Genomic DNA, 23,660 nt, shown 5'->3' with positions numbered 1-23,660 from the left:
ATTCAAGATTGAACCGGTGGTGCTTTTTTAACGTATTTATCAATACACGTTTCCGTTTTCACGGTATTGTCGCCAGACATTTTCAAAGAAATCGTCTTCCATGGGGATGGGACGCACGGTGCGCCAGTGGCACTGGCAAGCCCCTTGGTCATATGCAATTTCTTGGATTTGATCAGACAGGGAATTGTCGTCCAAAATAAAGGTAAACATATCTGGTAACTGCTCATAAGGTTTGACACCCTCTGGATTGGTATACAGGGCGCTCCCACGGCTTTTACCGCTTTGGGCAATGTAGTCCAACATGGCAGACAGATACACATACTGGCACACCAAAATATCTCTCAAGCGGAACACTTTGCCCAATTTTTTAGGATTGGTGGCAAAGACAACCTCAGAGAAGGTGACCAGCAATTGCTGGATATGACCCATCAGCTTTTCGATTTCTTGGGCATTGCGCATAGAGCCACCAAATTGGCTCATCAGCCCCGTCACCTCTTTGATGTAATCATCATAGGTGTTTTTGGTGTCGTCCATGGCGCTGGCTTCCAAGGCTTGGGCTTTGGTCAATGCCTCCTTGGCGCAGGCGTTGAATACATCCTCTGCCACGCCACCCTCTTGGCAATTGGCTGCCACATACTCAGCGGCACGGCTAGAGCCCACTTGCCCAGAGTTCAGGGCTGACCCACCGGGACGATATACCCCATGGGTGCCTGCCACTTCGCCCACGGCGAAAAAGCCCTTCACATTGGTCTGCCACCACGCATCCACTGCCAAGCCGCCGTTGTTATGCTGGGCGCACAAGGCAATTTCCAAGGGTTGTTCCCGCAGGTTCACTCCTCTGTCCATATAGAAATCCACAGCTGGGGCATTCATATGCAACAGTCGGTCGATGGGCTTGCCAAAGCAAGCGCCAGCTTTGTCCAAATAGGTGAAGCTTTCTTCGCTTAAGCTTTTAAAATCCACTTCTTTGCCCTTTGGATTTTCTCTAAAGTCTAAGAACACACGGCGATTTTTTCTACTTTCGCAGTACACCAAAATATCGATGATAGAGCTACCATCTTGGATTTTGCGCACGTCAAATGGCCATTGATAGCCTTTCAAAAACACCTTTGAGAGCATATCGCTTTCGTCAGTGAAGAAATCATATAAAAATTCTTTCTCGTCTGACAAATCTTGATTGGTGGAAATAAACCGTGGCAACACCTGCATATAGGTACCCGATACGTTCCACCGTGGCACCAAAGAGCCCATGCCGTACTGCCATTCGGTCAAGTTTTGACCCTTCACACCAGCGGCAAAGGCCACACCTGTGGCACCAAAATGAGAGGCAGGATACACGCTGTTGGCATAGATGCTGGCAGGGCCGCCTGTGGCGTAAATCACGTTGGTGCAACGCACGATGGCATACTTGCTAGGGGCATCTTGGGCTGTGTTTAAGCACAGCAAGCCACACACTTGTTCCTTATCCGTCAAAATAGAAATCACTTGCATATGGTCTAAAATGGGGATATTCTTGGATTTTACCGCTTTTTCCAAACACTCTGTCATTTTCTTAGAGGTGTAAGGCCCCACGCTGGTGGCACGCCGTCTTGGGTCGTGGTCAGTTTTATAGCCAATGTATTCGCCATAGCGATTTTTGGGGAATGGCACCCCCAACTCAGAGAGTTTTAAAAAGGATTTGGTGCTTTGGGAGGCTTCGCACAAGGCGTTGTCCCCATCCATGCACTGGCCTTCAAACAAGGTTTTTGCCATTTCCAAAACACTATCACCATCGCCCCCAGATAGGGTCAATTTATAATAGGTTTGCTTGTCAGAGCCTGTGTTCCGAGAGGTACCAGCATTGAGAAGCTCGGTGACCAGCACCACATCTTCTTGGCCTTTGACAAACAGGGAATCCGCGGCATTAAACCCAGCGGCACCTGAACCAACCACCGCCGTGTTACAGGTGTACAAGGTGACGCCCATAAAGGTAGATTGTGTCATAACCCCTCCTTACAGACGCTTGATGTGGAACCCACCATCCACGTCTACATAATTGCCCGTGGTATAAAGGAAATTGTCACTGCAGAAGCTAGAGACTACCCCAGCCACATCTTCTGGTGTGCCCCATCTTGCAATGGGGAAAATCCCTTGGGCAATCAACGCATCATAGCGGTTGGAAACACCGCTGGTCATATCGGTGGCAATGACACCAGGGCGCACTTCATGCACCAAAATATTCTCTTGGGCCAAACGGTCGGCATAGAGTTTAGTCAACATGGAAACCCCAGCCTTAGACACGCAATATTCCCCACGAGAGGTGCTAGAGACCTCTGCCGAGCAAGAGGAAACATTGACAATGGTGCCCCGCTTTTTCCCCACTTGTTCTTGGGTAATCATTTGCTTGGCAACTTCTTGGGTTAAAAACATATTGGACTTGGTGTTGATAGAAATCACACGGTCAAAACTTTCCTCGGTCATTTCCAGCAAATCAGCACGGACTTTAGGTGCCACGCCAGCGTTGTTCACCAGCACATGGACACCGCCAAAGGCTTCCACTGCCTCACGCACCAAGCGCACTCTATCTTCTGAGGAATCAATATTGCCTTGCACATAATGGAAGGTGGTGCCGTCAGCAGTCAAGATGTCTAGATTCTTCTGGTTGTTTTCTTGGGGCGTGGTTGCAAAAATAACAACATTGTGCCCGTCAAGGCCTAGCTGGCGCGCAATGGCAAAACCAATGCCACGGCTACTGCCAGTAATGATGGCTGTTTTTTTCATACGATACCTTCCTTTTATAATTATGGATTGATGATTACCTTAATGCTCCCAGTGCGGGGGTTCAATGCTGTTTCAAGGCCTTGTTGCAATTGATCCAAGGGATATTTGTGGGTCACAAATTTCTCCATGTCAATTTCTTTTGCAATGGAAATGGCATCATCAAAGTCCCAACAATAGCCTTGGGCGCCTTGCACATGGATTTCATGGGTGACAAAGCGGCTGGCAGGAATGGTGATATTGGGGTTTTCAAAAATGCCGATGATGGTGGCCAAACCATTTCTGCGCAAGGTCATCATGGCTTGCAAGAAGGTGGACTCACGACCCACACATTCAAAGCTCTTATCCACACCCTTACCCTTGGTCAACTTGGCAATTTCTTCTTCCAAGTCGATTTTACCAGAGTTGATGGTGATGGTCGCGCCCAATTCCTTGGCCATAGCCAGTCTCTCATCAGAGAAATCGGCAATGATCACATCTTTGGCACCGCATTTTCTACAGATAGCGCCCACCATCATGCCGATGGCACCTGCGCCGATGATCAAAACAGTTTCGCCAATTCTAATGTTAGCACGCTTCACCGCATGGGTTGCCACGCTCAATGGCTCCACCAAACAGCCTGTGTCATAGGTTAAATAGTCTGGCAATTGATACACGTATTTAGCCTTGGCCACCACATAATTTGCCATGGTGCCTTCCCCGTTGCGGTAGGTATAGCTGATGTTTTCACAATACCCATAGGTGCCATGCAAGCAAGCGTCACAAGTGCCGCATACGATGCAAGGTTCAAAGGTGACACGGTCGCCTTCTGCCAAATTGGTCACACCTGCGCCAAAGCGAACCACATCACCAGCCATTTCATGGCCGATGGTGACAGGCAGAGGTGCAGAGGGGTGTTTGCCTTTGAAAATATGCAAATCACTGCCACAAATGGCACTGGATTTTACCTTGATGAGCACTTCGTCTTCTTTCAAAACAGGAATGTCAAATTCAAAAAACTCTACTTTTTCTGGTTCGTAAACTCTGCCACGTAACCCTTTTTCTACAGACATACGCATTCTCCCTTTTTATTGTTTACTGCGTGCTTTTGCATCAGCAGCTGCTTCTTCGTACAAAGGTGCATAGGTAGCGCCGTCACGGATAACACAGCCAGTTCTGCCGTGGTTACGCATAATGACAGTGCAACGAGAACAAGTGACGCACACCTTTTTGCTGTCCACTTGGTTGTCATTGAGGATGCAACGAGGCATGGTGGGATATGCAAAAGCCATACGACCCAGACCCACCATTTGGCAGTCGCCCTTGGCGATGCTATGGGCACCCACGTTGCCAAGATATTCACGGAACCATGAATAAGCACAGCCGATGACAGGGATATCCCCAGCCACTTCTTGGGCCGCACGGGTCAAGGAGAACAGACGCATGGCGCTGTCAATGGGATGCTCAGTGGGGGTGGGGATGCCTTCGCTGGGGGTGTCGAAAGGACGGTTGACTTGGGGATAGATGTAATAGGGGTTACCAGCAGAGGCGCACAGCAAATCCACACCAGCGTCGCAGAGCATTTTAACCAGCTTCTTAGGTTCAGACAAATCCAACTTCCACATATCTTCCTTGTCGCAACCAAAGCCATAGGGATATGGATGGGCGTCAAACATGCTGACCCGAGAGGCCAAAATAAAGTCCTTGGGCATTTCGCTACGCAACAAGGTCATGGTTTCACGGGCGAAACGAGAACGATTTTCAAAGCTACCGCCGTATTTACCGGGGCGGTTGAACCCTGCCAGCAATTCGCTGAGCAAATATCTGTGGCAAGACTTCATGTCCACGCCGTCAAAGCCAGCTTCCATAGCCAGTTTTGCGCTGTTGACGTAGTATTGCTTCAGGTTATCCAGATATTCATCGGTGATGATACGGCTATCGTCCACGATGCCAGTGCGGCCATCTAGCAATGCGTCACGTTGGGGAATCAGAGCGTCGGGTGCATGGGTATAAGGTCTGCTGTAACGGCCAGAGTGGGTCAATTGTAAAATATTGATGGGCTTAATGCCGTTTTCACGCATAGAAATTTCGTTGACTTCTTCTAGCAGTTTCTTGAATTGACCAACATTTTCTTTGGTGATCATCATTTGCAGGGGGTTTGCACGGCCTTCTTCGATGACGGCGCAAGCTTCCCACCACAGCAGACCAGCGCCACTGGAGGCAAAACGATGATAGCGGCGAATCACCAGTTCAGAGGGAGAGCCATCAGGATTGGAGTCGCACCCTTCCATAGGCAAAATAGCCAGTTTGTTTGGTGCAACCTTAGAGCCGATGTTCACTGTTTCCTTCAAAATAGAGACATCGTTGTCTAGCACCATGTCATAACCCAATTCCTTGGTTTTATTGTTTAAGTCATCTAAAGATTTAAAATTAAATTGTTCGTAAGCGCCCATAGTAGTCCTACTTCCTTCATTCTAAATTTTGTATACACCCATCGGTGGCAACTGTTTAACGGATACACGTGGATTTGCGCAGGATAATCTCCGTCTGCATCACATCGTGAACAGGGGGTGGCAATGTGCCACTTTTTTCTTTATGCAAGATTTGCTTAATCAAATTTGTGGCAGCCAAAACCCCCATTTGATACAGGGGCTGACTCACCGTAGACAGCGGTGGCTCCATCAAAGCCGACAACGGCACATTGTCAAACCCCATCACCGAAACCTGCGTTGGCACTTGTATTTTCATGTCATGCAAGGCACGCAATACCACAAAGGCCTTGGGGTCAGCGGTGCAGAAAATGGCATCCACCGTTGGGTGGGTTTCCATCAAACACTTGGTCTGGGCATAAAAGCTTTCATCCCCACTGCCTTGGTTTAAAATCAGCGCTGGATTCACTTCCATGCCATGGTCTGTCAGCGCGGCTTGATATCCGCGCAACCGCTCTTCATAAAAATGCAGTTGCTCAGAACCCACTGCAATGGCAATCTGGCGATGTCCTGTTTCTATCAGGTGACTCACCGCTTGATAGGTGGCACCATAATTATCCACAGAAACAATGTTTAGTTGCCCTTGGTCTTGTGGGTTAAACCGAGCCACCAGTACAAATGGGAACTGCTCTTGATGGAGGGCATCCACGTATTCGGTGTTATCTTTTGCCACCTCACACAAGATAAATCCATCCACCCAGCGCTGACGCATTTTATCGATGTATGCGCTTTCTACCTGCACATCCTCGTTGGTATTACACAAAATCACCGAAAACCCGTGTTTACGAGCGGTGTCTTCCACACCTTGGGTGATAATGGGGAAAATCAAGTTTTGGATGCTGGGCATCAACAAGCAAATGGTGTTACTGCGGCCTTCTTTCAGACTTTTAGCCAATGCGTTTGGGGCATAGCCTGTCTCCCGAATGACCTTGAGCACCTTTTCTTTTGTCTCTTGTTTCACATAGCTGGTTCCGCCTAGCACACGAGAAACGGTACTAGGCGAAACACCTGCTATGGTGGCTACTGTTTTAATATTCACCATGGTGACAAATCAGTCTTTATCCCAGTAAACAGTTGCACCGCTGTGGGCAGAGGTACAATATTTGCGATACAGGCCCAGCCAACCGCTGGCAGGTTTCACCACAGGCTTAAAGTCCACTTTACGTGCTTCGAATTCAGCATCAGACACATCTACAGTCAAAGAACGTGCTTCGATGTCAATGTGAATCATGTCCCCATCTTGGATGAAGGCCAAATTGCCCCCTTGATAGGCTTCTGGGCTGACGTGACCAATGGCCAGACCGCCAGTGGCGCCAGAGAAGCGACCGTCAGACACCAGAGCGATGTCAGAACCCAGACCCTTACCCAAAACAGCAGCCATAAAGGTTTCCATGTGAGGCATACCGGGGCTACCCTTAGGGCCTTCGTAGCGGATGATGACCACGTCACCAGCCACAATTTCATCTTTCAAAATGGCGTGCCAAGCATCGTCTTGAGAATCGTAGCACTTGGCTGGACCAGAGAATTGGAAGGCATCTTTTTCCACAGCGCTGAATTTTACAATGGCACTTTCGGTGCCGATGTTGCCGTGGAGCACAGCCAAGCCACCTTGGGGGTTAATGGGGTTGGTGATAGGACGGACAACTTCGGTGTTTAAGTTTTCATACAGGGCGATTTTTTCACCGATGGTGCCAAACATACCTTGTGCCTCGGTGTCTACCAAACCGCCTTTTGCCAGTTCACCCAGCACCACAGGCAGACCGCCAGCGGCGTCAAAATCTTCCATGGTTTGGGTGGGGTGGTTGGGGTAAATGGTGGAAATCAGAGGCACTTGGCGGCTGATTTCATCAAAGGTTTCTGGGGTAACCACAAAGTCGGCTTGACGGGCAATGGCAGGCAAATGAAGCAGGCTGTTGGTAGAACCGCCAGTGGCCATCATGTAGCTGACCACGTTTTTAAAGCTGGATTCACCGATGATGTCCATGGGCTTGCGTTCTGCACGCCATGCGTCCATGATTTGACGACCAGCTTGCTTGGCCATTTCGTGCCACTTGTCAGTTTGACTGCGGACACAGGCGTTGCCGTGGGGGCTGAGCCCCAGCACTTCTGCCATGGCGCACATGGTGTTGGCGGTGCCCATGAAGGGACATGCACCAGGGGTGGGGCAGGCATTGCGGACAATTTCTTTATAGGCTTCGCGGGTGATTTGCCCTTCAATATAAGCAGCATAGGCTTGCTTGGTGTGGGTTAGGGTAATCATTTTGTCACCTACGTGACCAGAGGCCATATAGCCACCAGTGAGCATCACAGTGGGGATGTTGACGCGCAGAGCGCCCATGACCATACCGGGCACAACCTTATCACAGGTGGCCATCATGACCATGCCTTCGAGCATATTCAGTTCTGCCACAGTTTCCACTTCGCTGGAAACCAAATCACGGGCTGGCAAAGTATAACGGTCGCCAGGGGTGTTGGAGCAGATGCCATCGCAAATGCCAGAGATGGGCAATTCCAGAGCCAAGCCACCAGCGGCATAGATTTCTGCCTTGATTTCAGTAATGACATCTTTAAATGGGAAGTGACCAGGGTTCATTTCGTTCCAAGAGTTGACAAGGCCAATGATAGGGCGTTGCACATCCTCCTCTGAAATTCCCATTGCGTAGAGCAATGTGTTGCGGTGATCTAAAGATTCTTCATTCCATTGACGTATCATAATTATGTTCTTCCCTTTCTATTTATTTTTGTAGCAAATGCCACGCGAATCCACCAATTTCTGTTGTTGCATAGATAATAGCCACGCTACCATCTGGGTTATATTTGATGCTATTTTCATTAAAGGTAATACCTTTTGCCTCTAAATACGTTCTGGCTTTTGGCAAATCAGCCGTAATTACGGCAAAGTGGCCATGGGTGCCGGGGCCACCTGCTTTTTGCCATTCAATGGCTTGACCAGTAAAGCAAGCAGTTTTACTGTCTTTGGCTTTGTTTTCTTCCAAGCCGAACAAACTGAGCATCGTGCCCACACAGCCTTTGGCCTCTGTCTCTGTTTGCAGATTCACGCCCACGTGTCCCACTTGAAAGTCTAATTCTTTCAGAATATCATCCATTTTATCGCCCTCCTCTCCGCTATAAATACAGCGGCTATATTTATGAAATCGATTTCATAAATACCAAAAAAATAAAAATCTTCAATGATTTATATACTGTATTTTATACCACGACACCTATGCGCTGTCAATACTTTCCACTTCATTTCTCCCTTATATATAAGGAATAGACCCTTATTTTGTGCAATTTGCAAGGAGAATTTCCTTATTTGAAAATCATTGGCTTTTCAGGGCGTTATTTATGGTGTCGTTTTCATAACGCCCCAATTCTCCTTCCGCCCCACCGTGTTGACATATGGACAAGGCTGTGCAAAAGTGACGCTTTCTTCACTTCTGCACAGCCTTGTTTACACACAATGATGCTCGCTTGCCAGCGGTAAGCTGAAAGGATTTCCCCAACAGATGCACCGCCGCAACATTTTATACGATTGTTAGTCCACAGCAGGGTCGTTGACAGCCAAGTCATAGCGTCTGCTCTCGTGAGAGAATGCAGTCAACACCCAGAAATACATATTCTTAGAACCGGGGGTGGACACGGTGGGGTGATACCCACTGGATGCCATCACCATGTGACCATCTTTGACCACGTTGAGTTCCATGTTTTCAAAATCACCAGAATACAGATAGGGCAGTTGAGCGCCCAGCTTGGTGTCAAAGTAGCAATACACTTCTTCCAAGTCTTTTTCATGTTGGTGAGGAGGCCAGCTAGTCCATGCGCCGTCGTTAGACCAAGTCACACCGCACAGCAGACGAGAAGCAGGCATTTCAGGGTTCAAGGTGAAGAACACTTCACGAGACCCAGAGCCACCACCATGGATTTGGTGAATTTCGCCCAGAGGGATAGACAAATCAAATTTACGGAAGAAGGACTTGCCATAGCCTTCGCAAATGGCGGCACCAATGTACACAGAGCAAGCTTCCTTGGCGGTGAAGACCACCTTGGTGTTGCCGGGCACATAGTAGCTGTCCAGCTTATCCATGTCATAGACTTGGCCTTCCAGTTCCAAAGAAGCGCTGCCTGCCACCATGACTGCATTCATTTCTTTATCTTCAGAATTCAGTTCATACACGTCGCCAGCATCCAAGTTCAAGCGCAAAATGTGAGACACTTCGCAATCACGGAAAGCAGGGTCAACCACCTTGTGCATCCCCTTGACAGTGGGAGATACCACGTGCCAGTTTTTATCGTAATTCACGTCTTGCAACAGACCAACCAAGTCTTTATAGCAGGCAAATGCCAGCTTGCGGCCTTGGGGCATCAGCTTGTTGGTTTCGCAAACGCTTTCCACAGACAAATAGCCATCATAACCGATGTCTTTGAGGGCGTTGAGGATGGACATCCAGTCCACGCCACCTTGGTTGATGCGGCGGTGGCAATAATATTCAGTGCGATTGCCACTGGGTGCCACCACAGGGGTGAAGCGACCGATGTGCTTGGCATAATAGTTATATTCAAAGCCATAGGGATAATCACTGGTTGGCATTTGGATAATGTCTTTGACATGGACATGGAAAATGCTAGAGCCCAGTTGACGCACCAGAGCAGGCACATCGGCCACAGGCACTTGATACAGATTCACGGCATCCAAAATCAGACCCACGTTTTTACGGTCGATACGGGCAATCAACTCTGCGCAAGAATCAGCCGTGTCACACAAGGTACCGTGGTGCATTTCCATCACCAAAGACTTGTTGTATTCAGCGGCATAATCAGCAGATTTTTGCATCCACAAAGCAGCTCTTGCACGAACTTCTTCGCTGGCGGTTTTGCTTTCTTCCCAAGCAGCCCACACGCGCACAAAGTTACAATTCAAAGTGCAAGCCAGTTGGACAAAGCCTTTGAGCACTTCAAATGCGTCTTGGCATTGCGCATCATCAAACAGACCATAGTTGCCAGTGAAGCAGGACAAGGAGACAATATCCAGCTTGTGCTCTGCACAGTAAGCTTTCACTGCTTCCACAGTCTCAGCATCGGTATTGGGATTGATGTGAATGCTACGCAGTTCCACACCAGTATAGCCAGCGGCCACTGCGGCCTCTAGTTGATCCCACAGGGGGCATCGTCAAACATTTGACCAGACAAACAAAGCTTATACATAATACTAACGACCTTTCGTTTTTAAATCTTAATTTTAACCTCTCAGCTCGCTGAGGAATACCACGCGTTTTTCCTTGGCACTCAAAAGCGCTGCATCTTGCACCAATACATTTTCGGCACCCACATCACCGTCGGTAAGAGGGGCTCTGCCTTCTTTGATGGCGTTGGCCAATTCGCTATATTGCAGGGCAAAGTTGCCGATGGGTTGTGCCCCTTCGCACTTCACAGCGCCATTGAGGGTGAGCATGGTCTCATCGTTTAACTTCAATGTGCCCTGAGAACCTTGGATATAACGTTCATAGATAATATCAGAAGATTTGAGCATCTTGCTTTGGCCTTCCCATTCTTCATCAGCGGTGAGACGGGTGTTCCAAGACATTCTCACAGTGGCAAAACGGCCTTTGCTAAAGCCCATCAACACGGTGGCTTCGTCTTCGCCTTCCCAAGTAGCACCGTTGGAATAAGATTCGCAATACACGCGCTCGGGACTTTCGCCAAACATATAGAGAATGTAGTCAAAAATATGGTTGCCCCACAGGGGGATCATCAAACCGCCAGCGGTTTCATTGTTGTTCCACCAAGGGGTGGGGGCGGCAGGCAGATAGCCCAGCAGGCTACCAGTGATGGAAATAACTTCCCCAATGGCACCTTCATCCGCCATTTTCTTAGACAGCAGCACAGCATCATGATACCGACGGCTTTGGCCTGTCATCAAGGTGACGCCATATTCTTTGGCGGCATCCAAAATCAGTTTGCAATCAGCATAGGTGTTGGCCATAGGCTTTTCAATCAAAATATGCTTGCCAGCCTTGGCGCATTTCAGGGCATATTCCACGTGCACATGGTTCGGCACACACAAATCCACTGCATCAAAGGTATCAGAAGCCAAGGCTTCATCCAAATCTGCAAAATCCACACTCACTTGATAAGCATCACGGAAGGCCAAACGCTTTTCATCGTTACGGCTGACAATGGCACTCAATTCAACGTCTGCACACTCTAGGGCGCCAGCGGCATGGCTTTGCGCCACACGACCACACCCTACAATACAAACCCGTAGTTTTTCACTCATTTCAATTCTCCTCAGTCGGTTATATGGTTTATTTTTGAACCTTGCCCAAATAGGCGGCAGTCACAGCTTCAGAGGCCAACAATTCTGCCCCTGTGCCACTCATGCTGATGCGACCATTTTCAATAACGTAGGCTTTATCACAAATTTCCAAGGCTTTTTTTGCGTTTTGTTCCACGAAGACAATGGAAACCCCTTGGTCGCGGATGTTTTGGATGATTTGGAACACTTGCTCCACAATCAATGGTGCCAAGCCAAGAGAAGGTTCGTCCAGCAACAACAGTTTGGGTTTTGCCATCATGCCACGGGCGATGGCTAACATTTGTTGTTCACCACCAGACAAAGTACCACCCATTTGAGACTCACGGCCTTTCAAAATGGGGAACAGCTCGTTCATTTCTTCCATGGTATCTTTGATTTCTTGCTTGGTGCTGGTATAGCCACCCACCAACAAGTTCTCACGCACGGTCATACCTGCGAAAATGTGACGGCCTTCGGGTACGTGGGCAATGCCTTTTTTCACAATCTTGTTTGGTTTCATGCCAGTGATGTCTTCACCCATGAAGATCACAGAGCCAGATTCAGGTTTTTTCATAGCGGAAATACTGGAGAGCAATGTAGTTTTACCTGCGCCGTTGGCACCGATAATGGAAATAATTTGCCCCTCTTTTAAGTCGATGGACACATCATTTAACGCTTCAATATGGCCATATTTGGCTACCAAATTCTTTACACTTAGCATGACATATCACCTCCAAGATAAGCTGCAATAACCTTAGGATCACGTTGCACTTCAGCAGGTGTGCCACAGGCAATGATTTCACCGAAACTTTGCACATAAATCACATCACTGATGGACATAACCATGTCTAAGCGATGTTCAATGAGCATAATGGTCAATGCGTATTCATCACGCAAGTTTTTAATCAAATTGGTAATGTCCACCACTTCTGAAGGATTCAAGCCAGCGGCAGGTTCGTCCAACAGTAGCACTTGGGCACGCATAGCCAATGCACGAGCAATTTCTAGACGACGTTGGTAGCCATAAGGCAGGTTTGCAGGGTTTTCCAAAGCGTATTCGTCCATATCCACACGCTTGAGGCATTCCAAGCACCAAGCTTTTTGTCTGGCTTCTTCTTTGCGCTTTCTAGGGGTGGCAAAGAAGGCGTCAAACAAGTTGTATTTAGACACCGCATCGGTAGCACTCATAACGTTTTCAAGGCAGTTCAAGCCTTTGAACAAACGGATGTTTTGGAAGGTACGGGAAATGCCCAGCAAGGAAATATCAAATTGGTCTTGGCCCACAATATCTTTGCCATTGAACAAGATTTCACCAGTGTCGGCTTTATAAATGCCAGAAATCAAGTTGAATACGGTGGTTTTACCAGCACCATTGGGACCGATGACCCCAACGATTTGACCTTCTTCGGCTTTCAAATTGTAGTTTTGCACAGCTTTGACACCGCCGAAGTTTTTGGAAACGCCTTTGAGTTCTAGTTTAATCATTTGGTGTTCCCTCCTTTAGCGGCAGCAGCTTTTTTCATTTTCTTTGCTGCTCTGCTATCTTTATTAAACAAATCGAAGATTTCCCAGTGACCAAACAGACCGTTGGGACGGAAGTTGATGACGAACAACACCAAAATAGCATACATGGTGTAGCGATAGTTGTCAGCAAAGCGCAGTGCTTCTGGCAACACGTTCAACAAAATGGTGGAGAAAATAGAACCAGTCAAGCTGTTGACACCGCCGAAGAACATCATGATGACCCATTCGCCAGACTTACGCCAAGCAAACATAGAGGGGTCGATATAGGTAACGTAAGAAGCGTAATATGCACCAGCCAAGGAGGCGAAACCAGCGGCAATGAGGAAGGAACGTGTTTTCACTTGATACACGTTGATACCCATGGAGCCAGAGGCCAATTCATCAGCGCGGGTGGCGATACACATACGGCCATAACGGGATTTACAGAAGTTACGAGCCATCCAAATACCAATGAGCAGTGTTACTAAAATCAAGGTCACGGTGGTTTTCTTGGGGATTGCCACCAGACCGAGGGCACCACCAGTCAAACCATCAGCTGCGTTTAAAAAGGCAATGACAGCTTCGCCCATGGCCAAAGTTACCAAGGTGAAATAGTCACGGCGCAAACGCATGATGGGCTTACTGATGATATAGGCAATAATCAGTGCCAGCACAATTGCAAACAAAACTGCTACAGGGAATGGGAAGCTCAATTTTTTCATAACCAGACCAGAGGCATATGCGCCAACGGCCATGATGGACGCTTGACCCAGAGAGAACATCCCTGTCAAGCCAGTCATAATGTACAGACCGACCACCACGATACAGGTGATGAGGGTGAAAGTGGTAACCGAAATTAAATATGTCATACTCTATCTCCTCCTTAGGCCTTTTCTACCACTTGTCTACCAAACAACCCTTGGGGTCTGAGTAGCAAGAAGCTCATCATAACAAAGAATACGACCACGGGAGCCCAAGCAGAGCCAAAATAGAAAATAATGATATTTTCCAGCACGCCCAGCAAGAAGGCACCCACCACGGCGCCAGGGATAGACCCCAAACCGCCAATAATAGAAGCGATGAAGCCTTTGATAACAATGTTACCCAAGGTGGGGTACAGAGTGTATTTCAAGCCGAGGAACACGCCGCTCAAGCCAGCCACACTACCTGCCAGCACAAACACCATTTGGATGACCCGAATCACGTCAATGCCCATCAAATAGGTGGTGGGACGGTCGAAGGAAGCGGCACGGACAGCACGTCCGATTTTAGTAAAGTCAATAATAAAGACCAGAATGCCCAATGCTACAATAGAGCAGAAGAACATCAAAATATCAATGTAAGAAACGATAATGCTACCAAAGGCAACAGAGGTGGTGCTCAAGAAACCGGGGTAAGTAATGAAGCTAGAGCCAGCATAGATGGTAACCAGTTGTTCTAGCAACGTTGCCAGTGTCAAAGAGGATACGAAATAGTAGAACACGGAGGAACTACGGGTGGTAATGCGGCGGAATGCAATGAATTCACTGGCCAAACCAATGAGTGCGCCGCTAACAATGGAAGCAATGATGGTTGGGAACAGACCCCAGCCTGTGGTTACCGCAAAAAAGTAGCCTGCAAATGCAGCCGCCGTCATCATGGCGCCGTGTGCAAAGTTGGTGAACTTCAATATTGAGAACACCAGACAAAAACCAACTGCAATCAGTGAATACACTGCGCCGATGGAAATGCCGTTAATAATTATTTGTAAATTCATTCAATTCCTCCTGCTCAAATGTGAGGGGTGTGCTACAAAAGTTTCCAGTTGTAGCACACCCATTTAACATACGTCTGTAATGAAATTAAGCTGCGTAGAACTGCAGGGGTACGTTTTCGCCGTCTTCGATGGCCACAACGATCATGCCCAAGCCAGAGGGTTGGTGAGTTTCAGGATCGATGGTGATGGTGCCAGTGATGCCTTCGTAAACCAGAGTGTTCAGAGCTTCGGTGATGCCTTCAGTGGTAGCTTCTGCGCCGTCCAGCAATACAGAGCCGATACCCATCATCATGTCATAGCCCAAGCAGAACTTATTGATTTGGTCGGGTTCGTCGTTGCCAGTTGCTTCACGATAGTCAGCCATCAATTGGATAACAGCTTCGTCTTCCAAGTCGATGTTGTTGAGGAAGTACACGCCATCGGGATCGCCGCCAGCTTCAGTCACCATGGTGTTGAAGGGAGGTGCGGAGTCAATGCCGTTCATCAGAGGGCCTTCCCAACCCAAGTCACGGGCTTGGATGGTGATGTTGAGCAGTTCTTGGGTGTAGTTAGGAGCGACGATGCAGTCGATGTCTTCTGCGATCAATTGGCTCAAGATGGTCTTAAAGTCGGTGTCGCCATTGTTGAAGGCCACAGACTTAACAACAGTGCCGCCGTTTTCTGCGCAATAAGCTTCAAAACCGTTCTTAATGGACACGGAGAAGGAGTTATCTTGGCGATAGATGATACCAAAGTTGGTGCAATCCAGTTCTTCCATCAGGAACTTAGCTTCGATTGCGCCTTGGGTATCACAGTTGGGTTGAGACAGGAACATATAGGTCCAAGGTTCGCCGTCGCCGTCATCACCTTGGCGGGTAACACGGTTATCCATACCCATCAGGAAGATAGGCACGCCAGCTTCTTCAGCGATGGGTGCCAGAGCAATGCCGATGTTAGCTTGGTGAGGGCCAACCACTGCCACAGCGCCTTCAGAAACCAGACGGTTGTAGGCGTTGATGGATTCGGTGGTGTCTGCCTTGGAGTCATATTCGATCAATTCAATCATGCGACCGTCGATGCCACCGTTGGTGTTGATACATTCAACTGCCCAACGAACACCTTCGTTAACCATGTAGCCCATAACAGAAGTTGTGGAGCTAACGTCTTGGATACTACCAATGATAATGGGGTCTGTAGATGCCACTTCGGTGGTGGTGGCGCTATCTGTGGTGGTGGTTGTGGTTGTGGTTGTGGTGGTGGTGTCGCTACTGCTACACCCGACACACATAGAGACCACTAATGCCAATGTTGTAAACAATGCTGTGAGTTTCTTCATAAGAATAAATCCTCCGTTCTAAAATAGGTGAAATTTTATTTAATGAAATATGACTCCCTCCTATATTCGTACAAATTTTGCTTGTACGAATCTACGAAATAATCATATGCTCATTCAGAATAAGAGAGGCTTGCTTTCCCAATTTTGCAAATAAAAAAACAGCTATCTACAAAATCTGCTAAAGCTTGGTCAGCCTGTTGCGTTGTAAAGTGCCGTTACAGTTTCAATTTTCAGCAATGCGCTCTTTTGTGACCAGTCACTCTGGTCAAACCCGATTTGGGTCGTACGTTTTAGCTAGATTATACAAAAGTAATTGTATTACACAATGACCTCACATATATCACTAGCAACTTATATAAAAATAACGCTATCCTCAGCCTCAGCATTTCGTTCTTAAAATTTAGGGCTGTACAAAACGAAGGCTTTATATTATACTGGAGGAAACAATTTATTCTTATTTTGTTTACGTTTTCTTCATGTATCTATCATACACGACTTGAACAATAACTTCCATGTAATATTCCGCTTTTAATTAGGACAAATCAACGATATATCTGACCACCAATTCTAAGTTGCACAAAAAACGACCCGTGTTTTTGTACAACTTATCAAAGACCGCAGGAGGGGCCATGAAAACAACACCATCACCAAACGAAACTATTACGCAACCATTTCGGCAACAACATACCTTAACAGGTTCACTAAACTTAGATATGTTAGGCTCTCATGTATCACCACCAGGCTGGCAGGGTTCCTCACACTTGCACGACTTTTGGGAACTCATTGGTCAATTCTCTTCTGACACTTACACCCTGCTCATTGACGGCGCCACCTATACCCTCTCAGGCCAGAGCGTGTTTCTCATCCCCCCGGCCACAGCCACCAAGTTCTCAACCCCGACACAAGCGAATGTATTTTATACCAAGATTACATCGGCTTTTCTCTGTCCTTGCCTGTAAGCCCCCCACTAACTTGCCTGTCATTTTAGATTATAATTCCCCTTCCTTCTTTTTTATCAAATCTTACTTCGACCGCTATCGCTTCAATTCCCACATGAGCTCCCCCGCCTTCATTGAAGAAAAATCACTGGCCGCCTTGGCTTGCACCCACCAACTCACCGCTTGGATTATCAGCCAGAAACTCTCTGACGTCCACACCCAAGACGGTGTCACCAACCAGCATCTGGTGTCTAAAATCCAAGAATATCTTTGCAGTCACATTGACTCTTCCGTGCAAGTGAGCCAGTTGGCGCAACACTTTTTCATCTCCCCCAACTATCTTGGCCATGTGTTCAAAAACGCCACTGGCACCAGCATCAAAGAGTATCACAACGCTTTGCGCATGGACTGCGCCTATCAACTTTTAAAAAGACGGCAATACTCAATCAGCGAAGTGTCAGCCTATCTGGGCTTCCACGACTTGACCTATTTCTCCCGAAAATTTAAAGCCTACTTCCACGTAGCTCCCTCCGAAGTCACCTTTTAACGCAAAAAAGGACGCCACAATTGGCGTCCTTTCAGCCTGTCAAAAAAGTCCTGCGGGACTTTTTTACAGCCTGAAAAGCATCGTTGACACGATGCCATTTTGTGCTATTTGCTCGCAAATAGCACAAAATGCTGCCGTTGCGACGGCAAATGATTTAAATGTGGGCGGAAACCTATGGTTTCCCCCACTCCCCCATCCCTTGGAAGGGAATTCTTTGACACGCAAAAAAGGACGCCACAATTGGCGTCCTTTTTCTATATTCATTCTATGTTCAATATCACTTGGACACATCAAGCGCTTGGTTTTGGGCAATGATAGCCAATTCAATGGGCTTATAAATGCTCTCTTGGGTCATGGCCGTTTGGGTGCGGTCTAAGCAATCACGAATCATCTTACCAAAGAATGGGAAGCCGCAAATGCCGCTGGCATTGTAATGATACTCCCCTGTGTGGTTGGCATAAAACACATGGTCGCCATTGCCATCGGTGGCTAGATTGATGTATTTTCTGATTTCGATATAGCCATCGGTGCCGGTGATGATGGTGCGACCATCGCCCCAAGCGCCCAAACCAGCTGGGGTGAACCAGTCCACCTTGAAATAGCCTGTCACACCATTGTCGCACAGTACCATGGCATCACCGTAATCATCAAAGTTTTCATGGTCTTTGTTGTTGTAGTTTGCAATGCGGCTGTGGGTGATGGTGGCATCTTTAGCGCCAGCATAGTTGATGATTTGCTCAATTTGATGGCACCCAATATCCACCAAAATACCGCCGTATTGGGCTTTGTCAAAAAACCACGCGGGACGTGTGGGTGCGTTGAGCCGATGAGGTCCAAAGCCCATCACTTGTATCACCTTGCCAATGGCACCGTCGTTAATCAGTTGCTGGGCATACACAGAGGCCTCCACGTGTAAGCGCTCGCTGAAATACACGAAAAACTTTTGCTCCGTCTTGGCAACGGTGGCTTTGATGGCATCTAGCTGTGCCATGTTGGCGCAAGGGGGCTTATCGCCAAAAAAGTCTTTGCCTGCTTCCATAGATTTCACAGCCACGTCCCCACGGATAATGGGCACAGAGGCACAGGCAATCATCTGGATGGATTCATCGTCATAAATGGCTTGTTCACTTTCCGCTGCAACCACACCTTCAAAGGCAGCCAAAAAGCCTTCCACCTTTTGAGGGTCAGGGTCATAGACGCTGACCAAGGTAGCACCTGCTTCCAGCAACCCATTACACATACCAAAAATATGGCCATGGTCTAAGCCAATCACAGCCACGCGAAATGCCCCAGCTGGGCATACAGGCTCAAACTTCCCTACAGGTGCATAATTTTGACCATCTGCTTTCTTCTGCATACAAACCCCTCTTTTTCATAAATTTAATCGATCATTGTTTCCTATGATAGTGGCAGTGTACCATCTCTTCTAAAAAATGTCAATGGCAAATACCATCAGCCCATAATCAAATGGAACAGATGAGAACACGGCCAAACCAGCACCAACGCTGGCAGCAAATTCACCGCGCTACACTGCTTGATTTTCGATACATTCATGCCAATGACCATGGTGATGATACCGCCTACAGAGATAAAATCCGCGAGCATATAGTCCGCAATAAAGGGCATCACAAGGCCAGCGCCATAAAAACAGGCGCACAAAATCACCACTTGTGGAATGACAATCAAATTCATAGCCTTCCCCAAGACTGTGGCAAAAATAATGGCAGAAAAGAAATCCAGCACCACTTTCGACAGCATCACCGTCATGTCCCCAGACAGACTTTCACTGATGGCACCAAAAATAGCGGTTCCGCTGGCGCAATAGGTGGTGACCACAATGAGATAAAAGGCCATATACTCGTCTCGGTCGCCTTCAATTTTAAAGTTCAACTTCATCAAAACCTTGAGGAACCCCGATTTAATCTTCGTATCTAAATCCACCAATTCCCCAATAAGAGAGCCCATAATCAGCGCCAACACCACAGCTGGCAAATAGGACAGCTTCACCATAGAAATCACACCCATGGCAATGGCTGAAATACCAAAGGTGGTGGTCAAGGGCACTTTGATACGCTGTGGCATGGATTTTGTAATAAAAACGCCGATATTGGTTCCTAGAAATACGCTCAAGCAATCGCACAATACACCTGTTGGAAACATAACAAATACCTGCTTTCTCTCCATTTGTAAAAAAACGCAACCCACTGTTTTTTCGGGTCACGTTTTGCACTCTTTATTTTAGTATACCGTCACAAGGCTCAATTGTCAAGAAAAGGAATTTTTTGTCGTTGACATTGTAAAAAAACACTGTAAAAAATACAAACTTTCACCAAAAGCAAAACAATATTTGTCAATTTTGGGTTTGCAAAAAAAGACAGCCAGTGGTCTGGCTGTCTTTTTTGGAGTTCTCTCTATTAAGCACGGAGCTTTTGTCTTATTTTTTCTCGCATCGGCGAGGTAATTTCCACACCCTCTACCCCTGTAAGCTCGTTGACAGACACGAAAATGCTTTCCTTGCCGTCATAACTGGGCAGTTTGGTGGCATTGACCAACAAGTATTCTCCAATCATGTCGTTATACACCACGCGCCGAATATGATCCACCTGTTCTTCCTGTATCTCTCGCAACGGACAATCATCACATTGGTTGTCACAGCCTCGAATCCCTTCATGACATAGATCCCCCAGATGTAAATGGGGATATTTCTCTTGGGTGTATCGGTTATAGTAGATCAGCGAAAAGGTCTCAATGTCTACAATATAAGCAGAGCAATTCAACGTATCAAGCACCGTTAAGCGCTCTTCATTGATGATTTTCATCGTGTCAATGGCGTTTTTATAATTGACGAATTGTGCGATAATTTTACTCACGTGTAGCAATGTAGCAATCTCCATGGGGCTCCACACGCGAGGATGTTGGCAATCATCAAAGCCCAACACATAGCTAAATTTATTTCCAGAGCGAATATAGGCATGGAGGAACGATTGGATGCCTTGGGTCTCCATAATCTCTTTAGAATCTTCGTTACCCAACATATCAAGGTCGTTACAATAAATGATACCATCTTCATTGGCATGGTCGAAAAACGGTTCGAAAATACGCATTGGCACTTCTTGTAGCATCTCTTTTTCACTGCTCACACCCTTTGCGCACCATTCATAGGTGTTATCATAGCAATCTGTATGCTGGGGGCTACATTCAAACACATACACACGGCTCACGCCAAAGCGCTCACCCAAGATGTGTAAAACCTGTTCCATGGATACTTCTAAATCACCATTTTCAAACAAGAGAGAGAAGATTTCCGCCACAATCTTGTAATCAAAATGCTGAGACAGCACACGGGTGGCCACATCAAAGGCCAAGGTGTTTTCCATGGTGCCTTTCGATAAGGTAGCATCGTAAAATACAAAGTCATTTTTGCCACGATTTTTCGCGTCAAACAAGGCAATGTCGGCATGGTCATATAGCTCTTTAAAGGTTTTTCCGTCACGACCATACACCGCCACCCCAACGCTGGCAGAAATCCGATGGCTGTGGTATGGGCCTTGATAGGTGGTATCCATCTGGTCTAAGAGTTGATTAATCTTCCGTGTGATACCAACTGTATCCCCTGTATTTTTCATCAGCACCATAAATTCGTCACCGCCGATGCGGCCTACAAGGTCAGTACTGCGGAAAATAGATTTTAATTTTTCCCCCACTTCACGCAACACCATGTCCCCAAATTGGTGACCCAAATTGTCATTGATTGCTTTGAAATTGTCCAAATCCATAATCAGCAACGTGTGTTCAAAGTGGGAGGCATACTCCATATAGTGGGTGGCCAACGTCTCAAACATTTCCTTGCGGTAACAGTTAGTGAGGCGGTCAAAGCTAATTTGATTTTCCAGTTCTTTTTGGCTCTGGATGTTACGGCTGCGTCCAATGGCCTCTAGCGGCCGCCCTTGGCTGTCATAGCTAAGGCGATATTCTTTGCGAAACCAAGCCGGTGTGCCGTCTCGCTGGAAAAATCGAAAGTCACAGGGTGCTTCCACCCCACGGCGCATATCTTCTACTTGGGCTAAAAATCCATCCACATCCTCTGGATAGAACACATTTTGCTCAATCAGGCACTGGGGGTAGTTTTCCGCTAGTTCTGGCAACCCCAATGCCTCCCGTGCCGCGCCGAAATATTGCATGGTATTGGTTTGTAGGTTATGGCGAAACAATAAGTCGGAAGACAATGATTGTATTACCTCTAAAAAGAACTGGTCACTCAGACGGCTCTGCTCTTCCTTTTGTTCCATCTCTTGGGTTAATACTTCTTTTGGTACCACAGGTTTATGTCCTCCTAAAATTTTCTATGCAATCCAATGTTTTAAGGTGTTCCACTCTCAAAACAGGATACCTAAAAATGCAAATGCCCCGTGACTATTAATCACGGGTTTTGCACGCCTTAAATCGACATTTTTAATTATACACCATAATACCTTATGCGTCTACACTTTCTACGCCCAAAGCATAGAATCTTAACACTTCACGTTGGGTATTGTTCCCGTATACACAGGTAAACAACGTCAAATCCCAATCTCCAAGGCACAAAGCTTCTACGTCGGTGCCAGCTATACTTTCTTGCTTGCCCAGCACATAGGTATGTACATAGCCATAGGTGTCCAAAATGGAAATTTCGTCCCCTAACAGCAACTGGTCTAGGTTGCCGAAATGGGCTGCGTAGTTATGGGCACCAATCACCAGATACCCCTCTTCAAAGCTACCAACATACACGCAAGGTGTTTGCTTCACCTTTGCGTCGGTGTACGTGCTGGCCACTGGCAATTCCAGCCCCAATTGGGGAATGGACATCAGCCCAATGTACCCTTGCCCATCAATTTCCACCGTGGCCACTTCCACAGCCCCAGAGACAGATGTCTCCATGGTTTGCGCCACAGAAGTCGCAGCGGTCACAGAAGTTTGGGTCTCTTGCGTGCCTTCTACAGGCTCTTGCTTCATGGTTTCTTGGAAGGTCTGAGCCACAGACAAACTAACCACTTGCGCCGTGTCTTCTTGGGTTTGACCTTGCCAATATAAAAAGCCAGAAGCAGACATACACGCCACGCCCAAAAGGATGAAACAACTTCTTAATACTTTTTTCATGTCTTCTCCTTTTTCTCTCCCAGTCCAAACACTCCCAACAAAACCATCGCAATCCCAATCAATCCCAAAGGTAGCACCAAATAGTCGTAGGTACCAGTTTGTGGGATTTTGAAATCATCTGGAATAAAGCGATCCAAAGGCACATCTGGGTCTTGGATGTCAATCAACCATTCAGGCTCATCCTCAGTGGGTGTTGATGGGGTGGACGGCGTGGATGGCGTAGATGGGTCGTCATTTGGGTCGTCATCGTCATCATCGGGGTCGTCACGGGGATCATCATCGTTATCATCGTCGGGATCATCAGGGGTTTCGGGGTCATCGGGAGTTTCAGGGTCATCAGGGGTTTCTGGCTCCTCTGGAACTTCAGGTTCCTCTGGAATTTCTGGCTCCTCTGGAATTTCTGGACCTTCAAAATCCACCTTGGGAGACATCACCACATCATAGTCGAAACTATCACTTTCATTGTAATAAATGGGCACGGTCACCAGCACGGGGTTTGAAACCAAGGAGCCATCGCCATAATCCATATCGGCTACATCCACATAGTAAACGCCTTGGCTTAGGCTTCCAAAATACGCCGTCCCTGCACCAGTGGTGATTTTGCTGGCCTCACTGGCCACGGCATTGGCTTGGATATACGCAGCCACTGCCTCCCCTTCGTCTCTCCAAGACGACGGCGTGTGCAAATCGGCAAAGGACACACCCAAATTGCTAAAGGCTGGGGTCAGTGTAAAGGCGCCATCCACCCAATTGGCCACAAGGTAAAGCTCTACCGCTGCCCCTGGCATGGCTTGGTTTTCATACACATATTCCACCGTTAAAGATAAATCGGCGGCTTGGGCGTTGGGCATCCAAAACAGCACGCTGCAAAGCAACACACCAACACTGCACAATAAGGACTTATAATAATTCAAATTGTTCAAAGCGTCCTCCTTTCCTGGCTGT

General features: G+C 47.4%; 21 protein-coding genes. 2 read left to right on the top strand and 19 right to left on the bottom strand.

What is annotated here, in order from left to right:
- Positions 1 to 39: 39 nt before the first annotated feature.
- The 14 genes from RFF05_RS14985 to RFF05_RS14920 form a co-directional block, all read right to left on the bottom strand.
- Positions 40 to 1,983: an FAD-binding protein gene (locus tag RFF05_RS14985; protein ID WP_409967834.1), complete on the bottom strand. Its 1,944-nt coding sequence runs from the start codon at positions 1,981 to 1,983 to the stop codon at positions 40 to 42.
- A gap of 9 nt (positions 1,984 to 1,992) precedes the next feature.
- Positions 1,993 to 2,760 (bottom strand): 3-ketoacyl-ACP reductase, encoded by a 768-nt coding sequence (locus tag RFF05_RS14980; RefSeq protein WP_409967833.1) that lies wholly within the window; start codon positions 2,758 to 2,760, stop codon positions 1,993 to 1,995.
- A gap of 20 nt (positions 2,761 to 2,780) precedes the next feature.
- Entirely contained in the window at positions 2,781 to 3,809 is a 1,029-nt protein-coding gene (locus tag RFF05_RS14975; protein ID WP_409967832.1) for a zinc-dependent alcohol dehydrogenase, read from the bottom strand.
- A gap of 15 nt (positions 3,810 to 3,824) precedes the next feature.
- On the bottom strand, positions 3,825 to 5,189 hold the full coding sequence (locus RFF05_RS14970) for an NADH:flavin oxidoreductase (protein WP_409967831.1): 1,365 nt from the start codon (positions 5,187 to 5,189) through the stop codon (positions 3,825 to 3,827).
- Between the two features lie 55 nt (positions 5,190 to 5,244).
- Entirely contained in the window at positions 5,245 to 6,267 is a 1,023-nt protein-coding gene (locus RFF05_RS14965; RefSeq protein WP_409967830.1) for a LacI family DNA-binding transcriptional regulator, read from the bottom strand.
- A 9-nt stretch (positions 6,268 to 6,276) separates the two neighbouring features.
- Positions 6,277 to 7,938, bottom strand: a complete 1,662-nt coding sequence (gene ilvD / locus RFF05_RS14960) for a dihydroxy-acid dehydratase (RefSeq protein ID WP_409967829.1) — start codon at positions 7,936 to 7,938, stop codon at positions 6,277 to 6,279.
- A 22-nt stretch (positions 7,939 to 7,960) separates the two neighbouring features.
- The gene (locus RFF05_RS14955) at positions 7,961 to 8,332 is read right to left on the bottom strand and encodes a VOC family protein (RefSeq protein WP_409967828.1); all 372 of its coding nucleotides are present in this window, start codon (positions 8,330 to 8,332) and stop codon (positions 7,961 to 7,963) included.
- A gap of 431 nt (positions 8,333 to 8,763) precedes the next feature.
- Complete coding sequence (locus tag RFF05_RS14950) at positions 8,764 to 10,362, bottom strand: TIM barrel protein (RefSeq protein WP_409967827.1); 1,599 nt, start codon at positions 10,360 to 10,362, stop codon at positions 8,764 to 8,766.
- A 102-nt stretch (positions 10,363 to 10,464) separates the two neighbouring features.
- Positions 10,465 to 11,502 carry a Gfo/Idh/MocA family protein gene (locus RFF05_RS14945; RefSeq protein WP_409967826.1) on the bottom strand — a complete coding sequence of 346 codons (1,038 nt, stop codon included), beginning with the start codon at positions 11,500 to 11,502 and terminating at the stop codon, positions 10,465 to 10,467.
- A 28-nt stretch (positions 11,503 to 11,530) separates the two neighbouring features.
- Positions 11,531 to 12,241, bottom strand: coding sequence for an ABC transporter ATP-binding protein (locus RFF05_RS14940; RefSeq protein WP_409967825.1), 711 nt, complete (start codon positions 12,239 to 12,241; stop codon positions 11,531 to 11,533).
- On the bottom strand, positions 12,235 to 13,005 hold the full coding sequence (locus tag RFF05_RS14935; RefSeq protein WP_409967824.1) for an ABC transporter ATP-binding protein: 771 nt from the start codon (positions 13,003 to 13,005) through the stop codon (positions 12,235 to 12,237). Before RFF05_RS14935 ends, RFF05_RS14940 begins: the two co-directional genes overlap by 7 nt.
- Positions 13,002 to 13,892 carry a branched-chain amino acid ABC transporter permease gene (locus RFF05_RS14930; protein ID WP_409967823.1) on the bottom strand — a complete coding sequence of 297 codons (891 nt, stop codon included), beginning with the start codon at positions 13,890 to 13,892 and terminating at the stop codon, positions 13,002 to 13,004. Before RFF05_RS14930 ends, RFF05_RS14935 begins: the two co-directional genes overlap by 4 nt.
- A 14-nt stretch (positions 13,893 to 13,906) precedes the next feature.
- Positions 13,907 to 14,779 (bottom strand): branched-chain amino acid ABC transporter permease, encoded by an 873-nt coding sequence (locus RFF05_RS14925; RefSeq protein ID WP_409967822.1) that lies wholly within the window; start codon positions 14,777 to 14,779, stop codon positions 13,907 to 13,909.
- Positions 14,780 to 14,864: 85 nt separating this feature from the next.
- Positions 14,865 to 16,094 carry an ABC transporter substrate-binding protein gene (locus RFF05_RS14920; protein ID WP_409967821.1) on the bottom strand — a complete coding sequence of 410 codons (1,230 nt, stop codon included), beginning with the start codon at positions 16,092 to 16,094 and terminating at the stop codon, positions 14,865 to 14,867.
- 629 nt (positions 16,095 to 16,723) lie between these two features.
- Here RFF05_RS14920 and RFF05_RS14915 point away from each other — a divergent pair.
- Entirely contained in the window at positions 16,724 to 17,053 is a 330-nt protein-coding gene (locus RFF05_RS14915) for a hypothetical protein (RefSeq protein WP_409967820.1), read from the top strand.
- Between the two features lie 13 nt (positions 17,054 to 17,066).
- Positions 17,067 to 17,579 (top strand): helix-turn-helix transcriptional regulator, encoded by a 513-nt coding sequence (locus RFF05_RS14910; protein ID WP_409967819.1) that lies wholly within the window; start codon positions 17,067 to 17,069, stop codon positions 17,577 to 17,579.
- Between the two features lie 277 nt (positions 17,580 to 17,856).
- Here the strand turns inward: RFF05_RS14910 and RFF05_RS14905 are convergent, their stop codons facing one another.
- The 5 genes from RFF05_RS14905 to RFF05_RS14885 form a co-directional block, all read right to left on the bottom strand.
- Entirely contained in the window at positions 17,857 to 18,936 is a 1,080-nt protein-coding gene (locus RFF05_RS14905) for a Gfo/Idh/MocA family protein (protein WP_409967818.1), read from the bottom strand.
- Between the two features lie 95 nt (positions 18,937 to 19,031).
- Positions 19,032 to 19,739: a DUF554 domain-containing protein gene (locus RFF05_RS14900; protein WP_409967817.1), complete on the bottom strand. Its 708-nt coding sequence runs from the start codon at positions 19,737 to 19,739 to the stop codon at positions 19,032 to 19,034.
- Positions 19,740 to 19,993: 254 nt separating this feature from the next.
- Positions 19,994 to 21,898 carry a diguanylate cyclase gene (locus RFF05_RS14895; RefSeq protein ID WP_409967816.1) on the bottom strand — a complete coding sequence of 635 codons (1,905 nt, stop codon included), beginning with the start codon at positions 21,896 to 21,898 and terminating at the stop codon, positions 19,994 to 19,996.
- 154 nt (positions 21,899 to 22,052) lie between these two features.
- Positions 22,053 to 22,715, bottom strand: a complete 663-nt coding sequence (locus RFF05_RS14890) for a sortase (RefSeq protein WP_409967815.1) — start codon at positions 22,713 to 22,715, stop codon at positions 22,053 to 22,055.
- The gene (locus RFF05_RS14885) at positions 22,712 to 23,638 is read right to left on the bottom strand and encodes a hypothetical protein (protein ID WP_409967814.1); all 927 of its coding nucleotides are present in this window, start codon (positions 23,636 to 23,638) and stop codon (positions 22,712 to 22,714) included. The genes RFF05_RS14890 and RFF05_RS14885 overlap by 4 nt, the downstream gene beginning before the upstream one ends.
- Positions 23,639 to 23,660: the final 22 nt, after the last annotated feature.

Origin of the sequence: Bengtsoniella intestinalis (genome assembly GCF_039719005.1) — a bacterium.
In the GTDB taxonomy this organism is placed as follows: Bacteria; Bacillota; Clostridia; order Oscillospirales; family Oscillospiraceae; genus Oscillibacter; species Oscillibacter intestinalis.
Note: the sequence above shows the minus strand (reverse complement) of the source record. Positions and strands in the feature narration are given on the sequence as shown.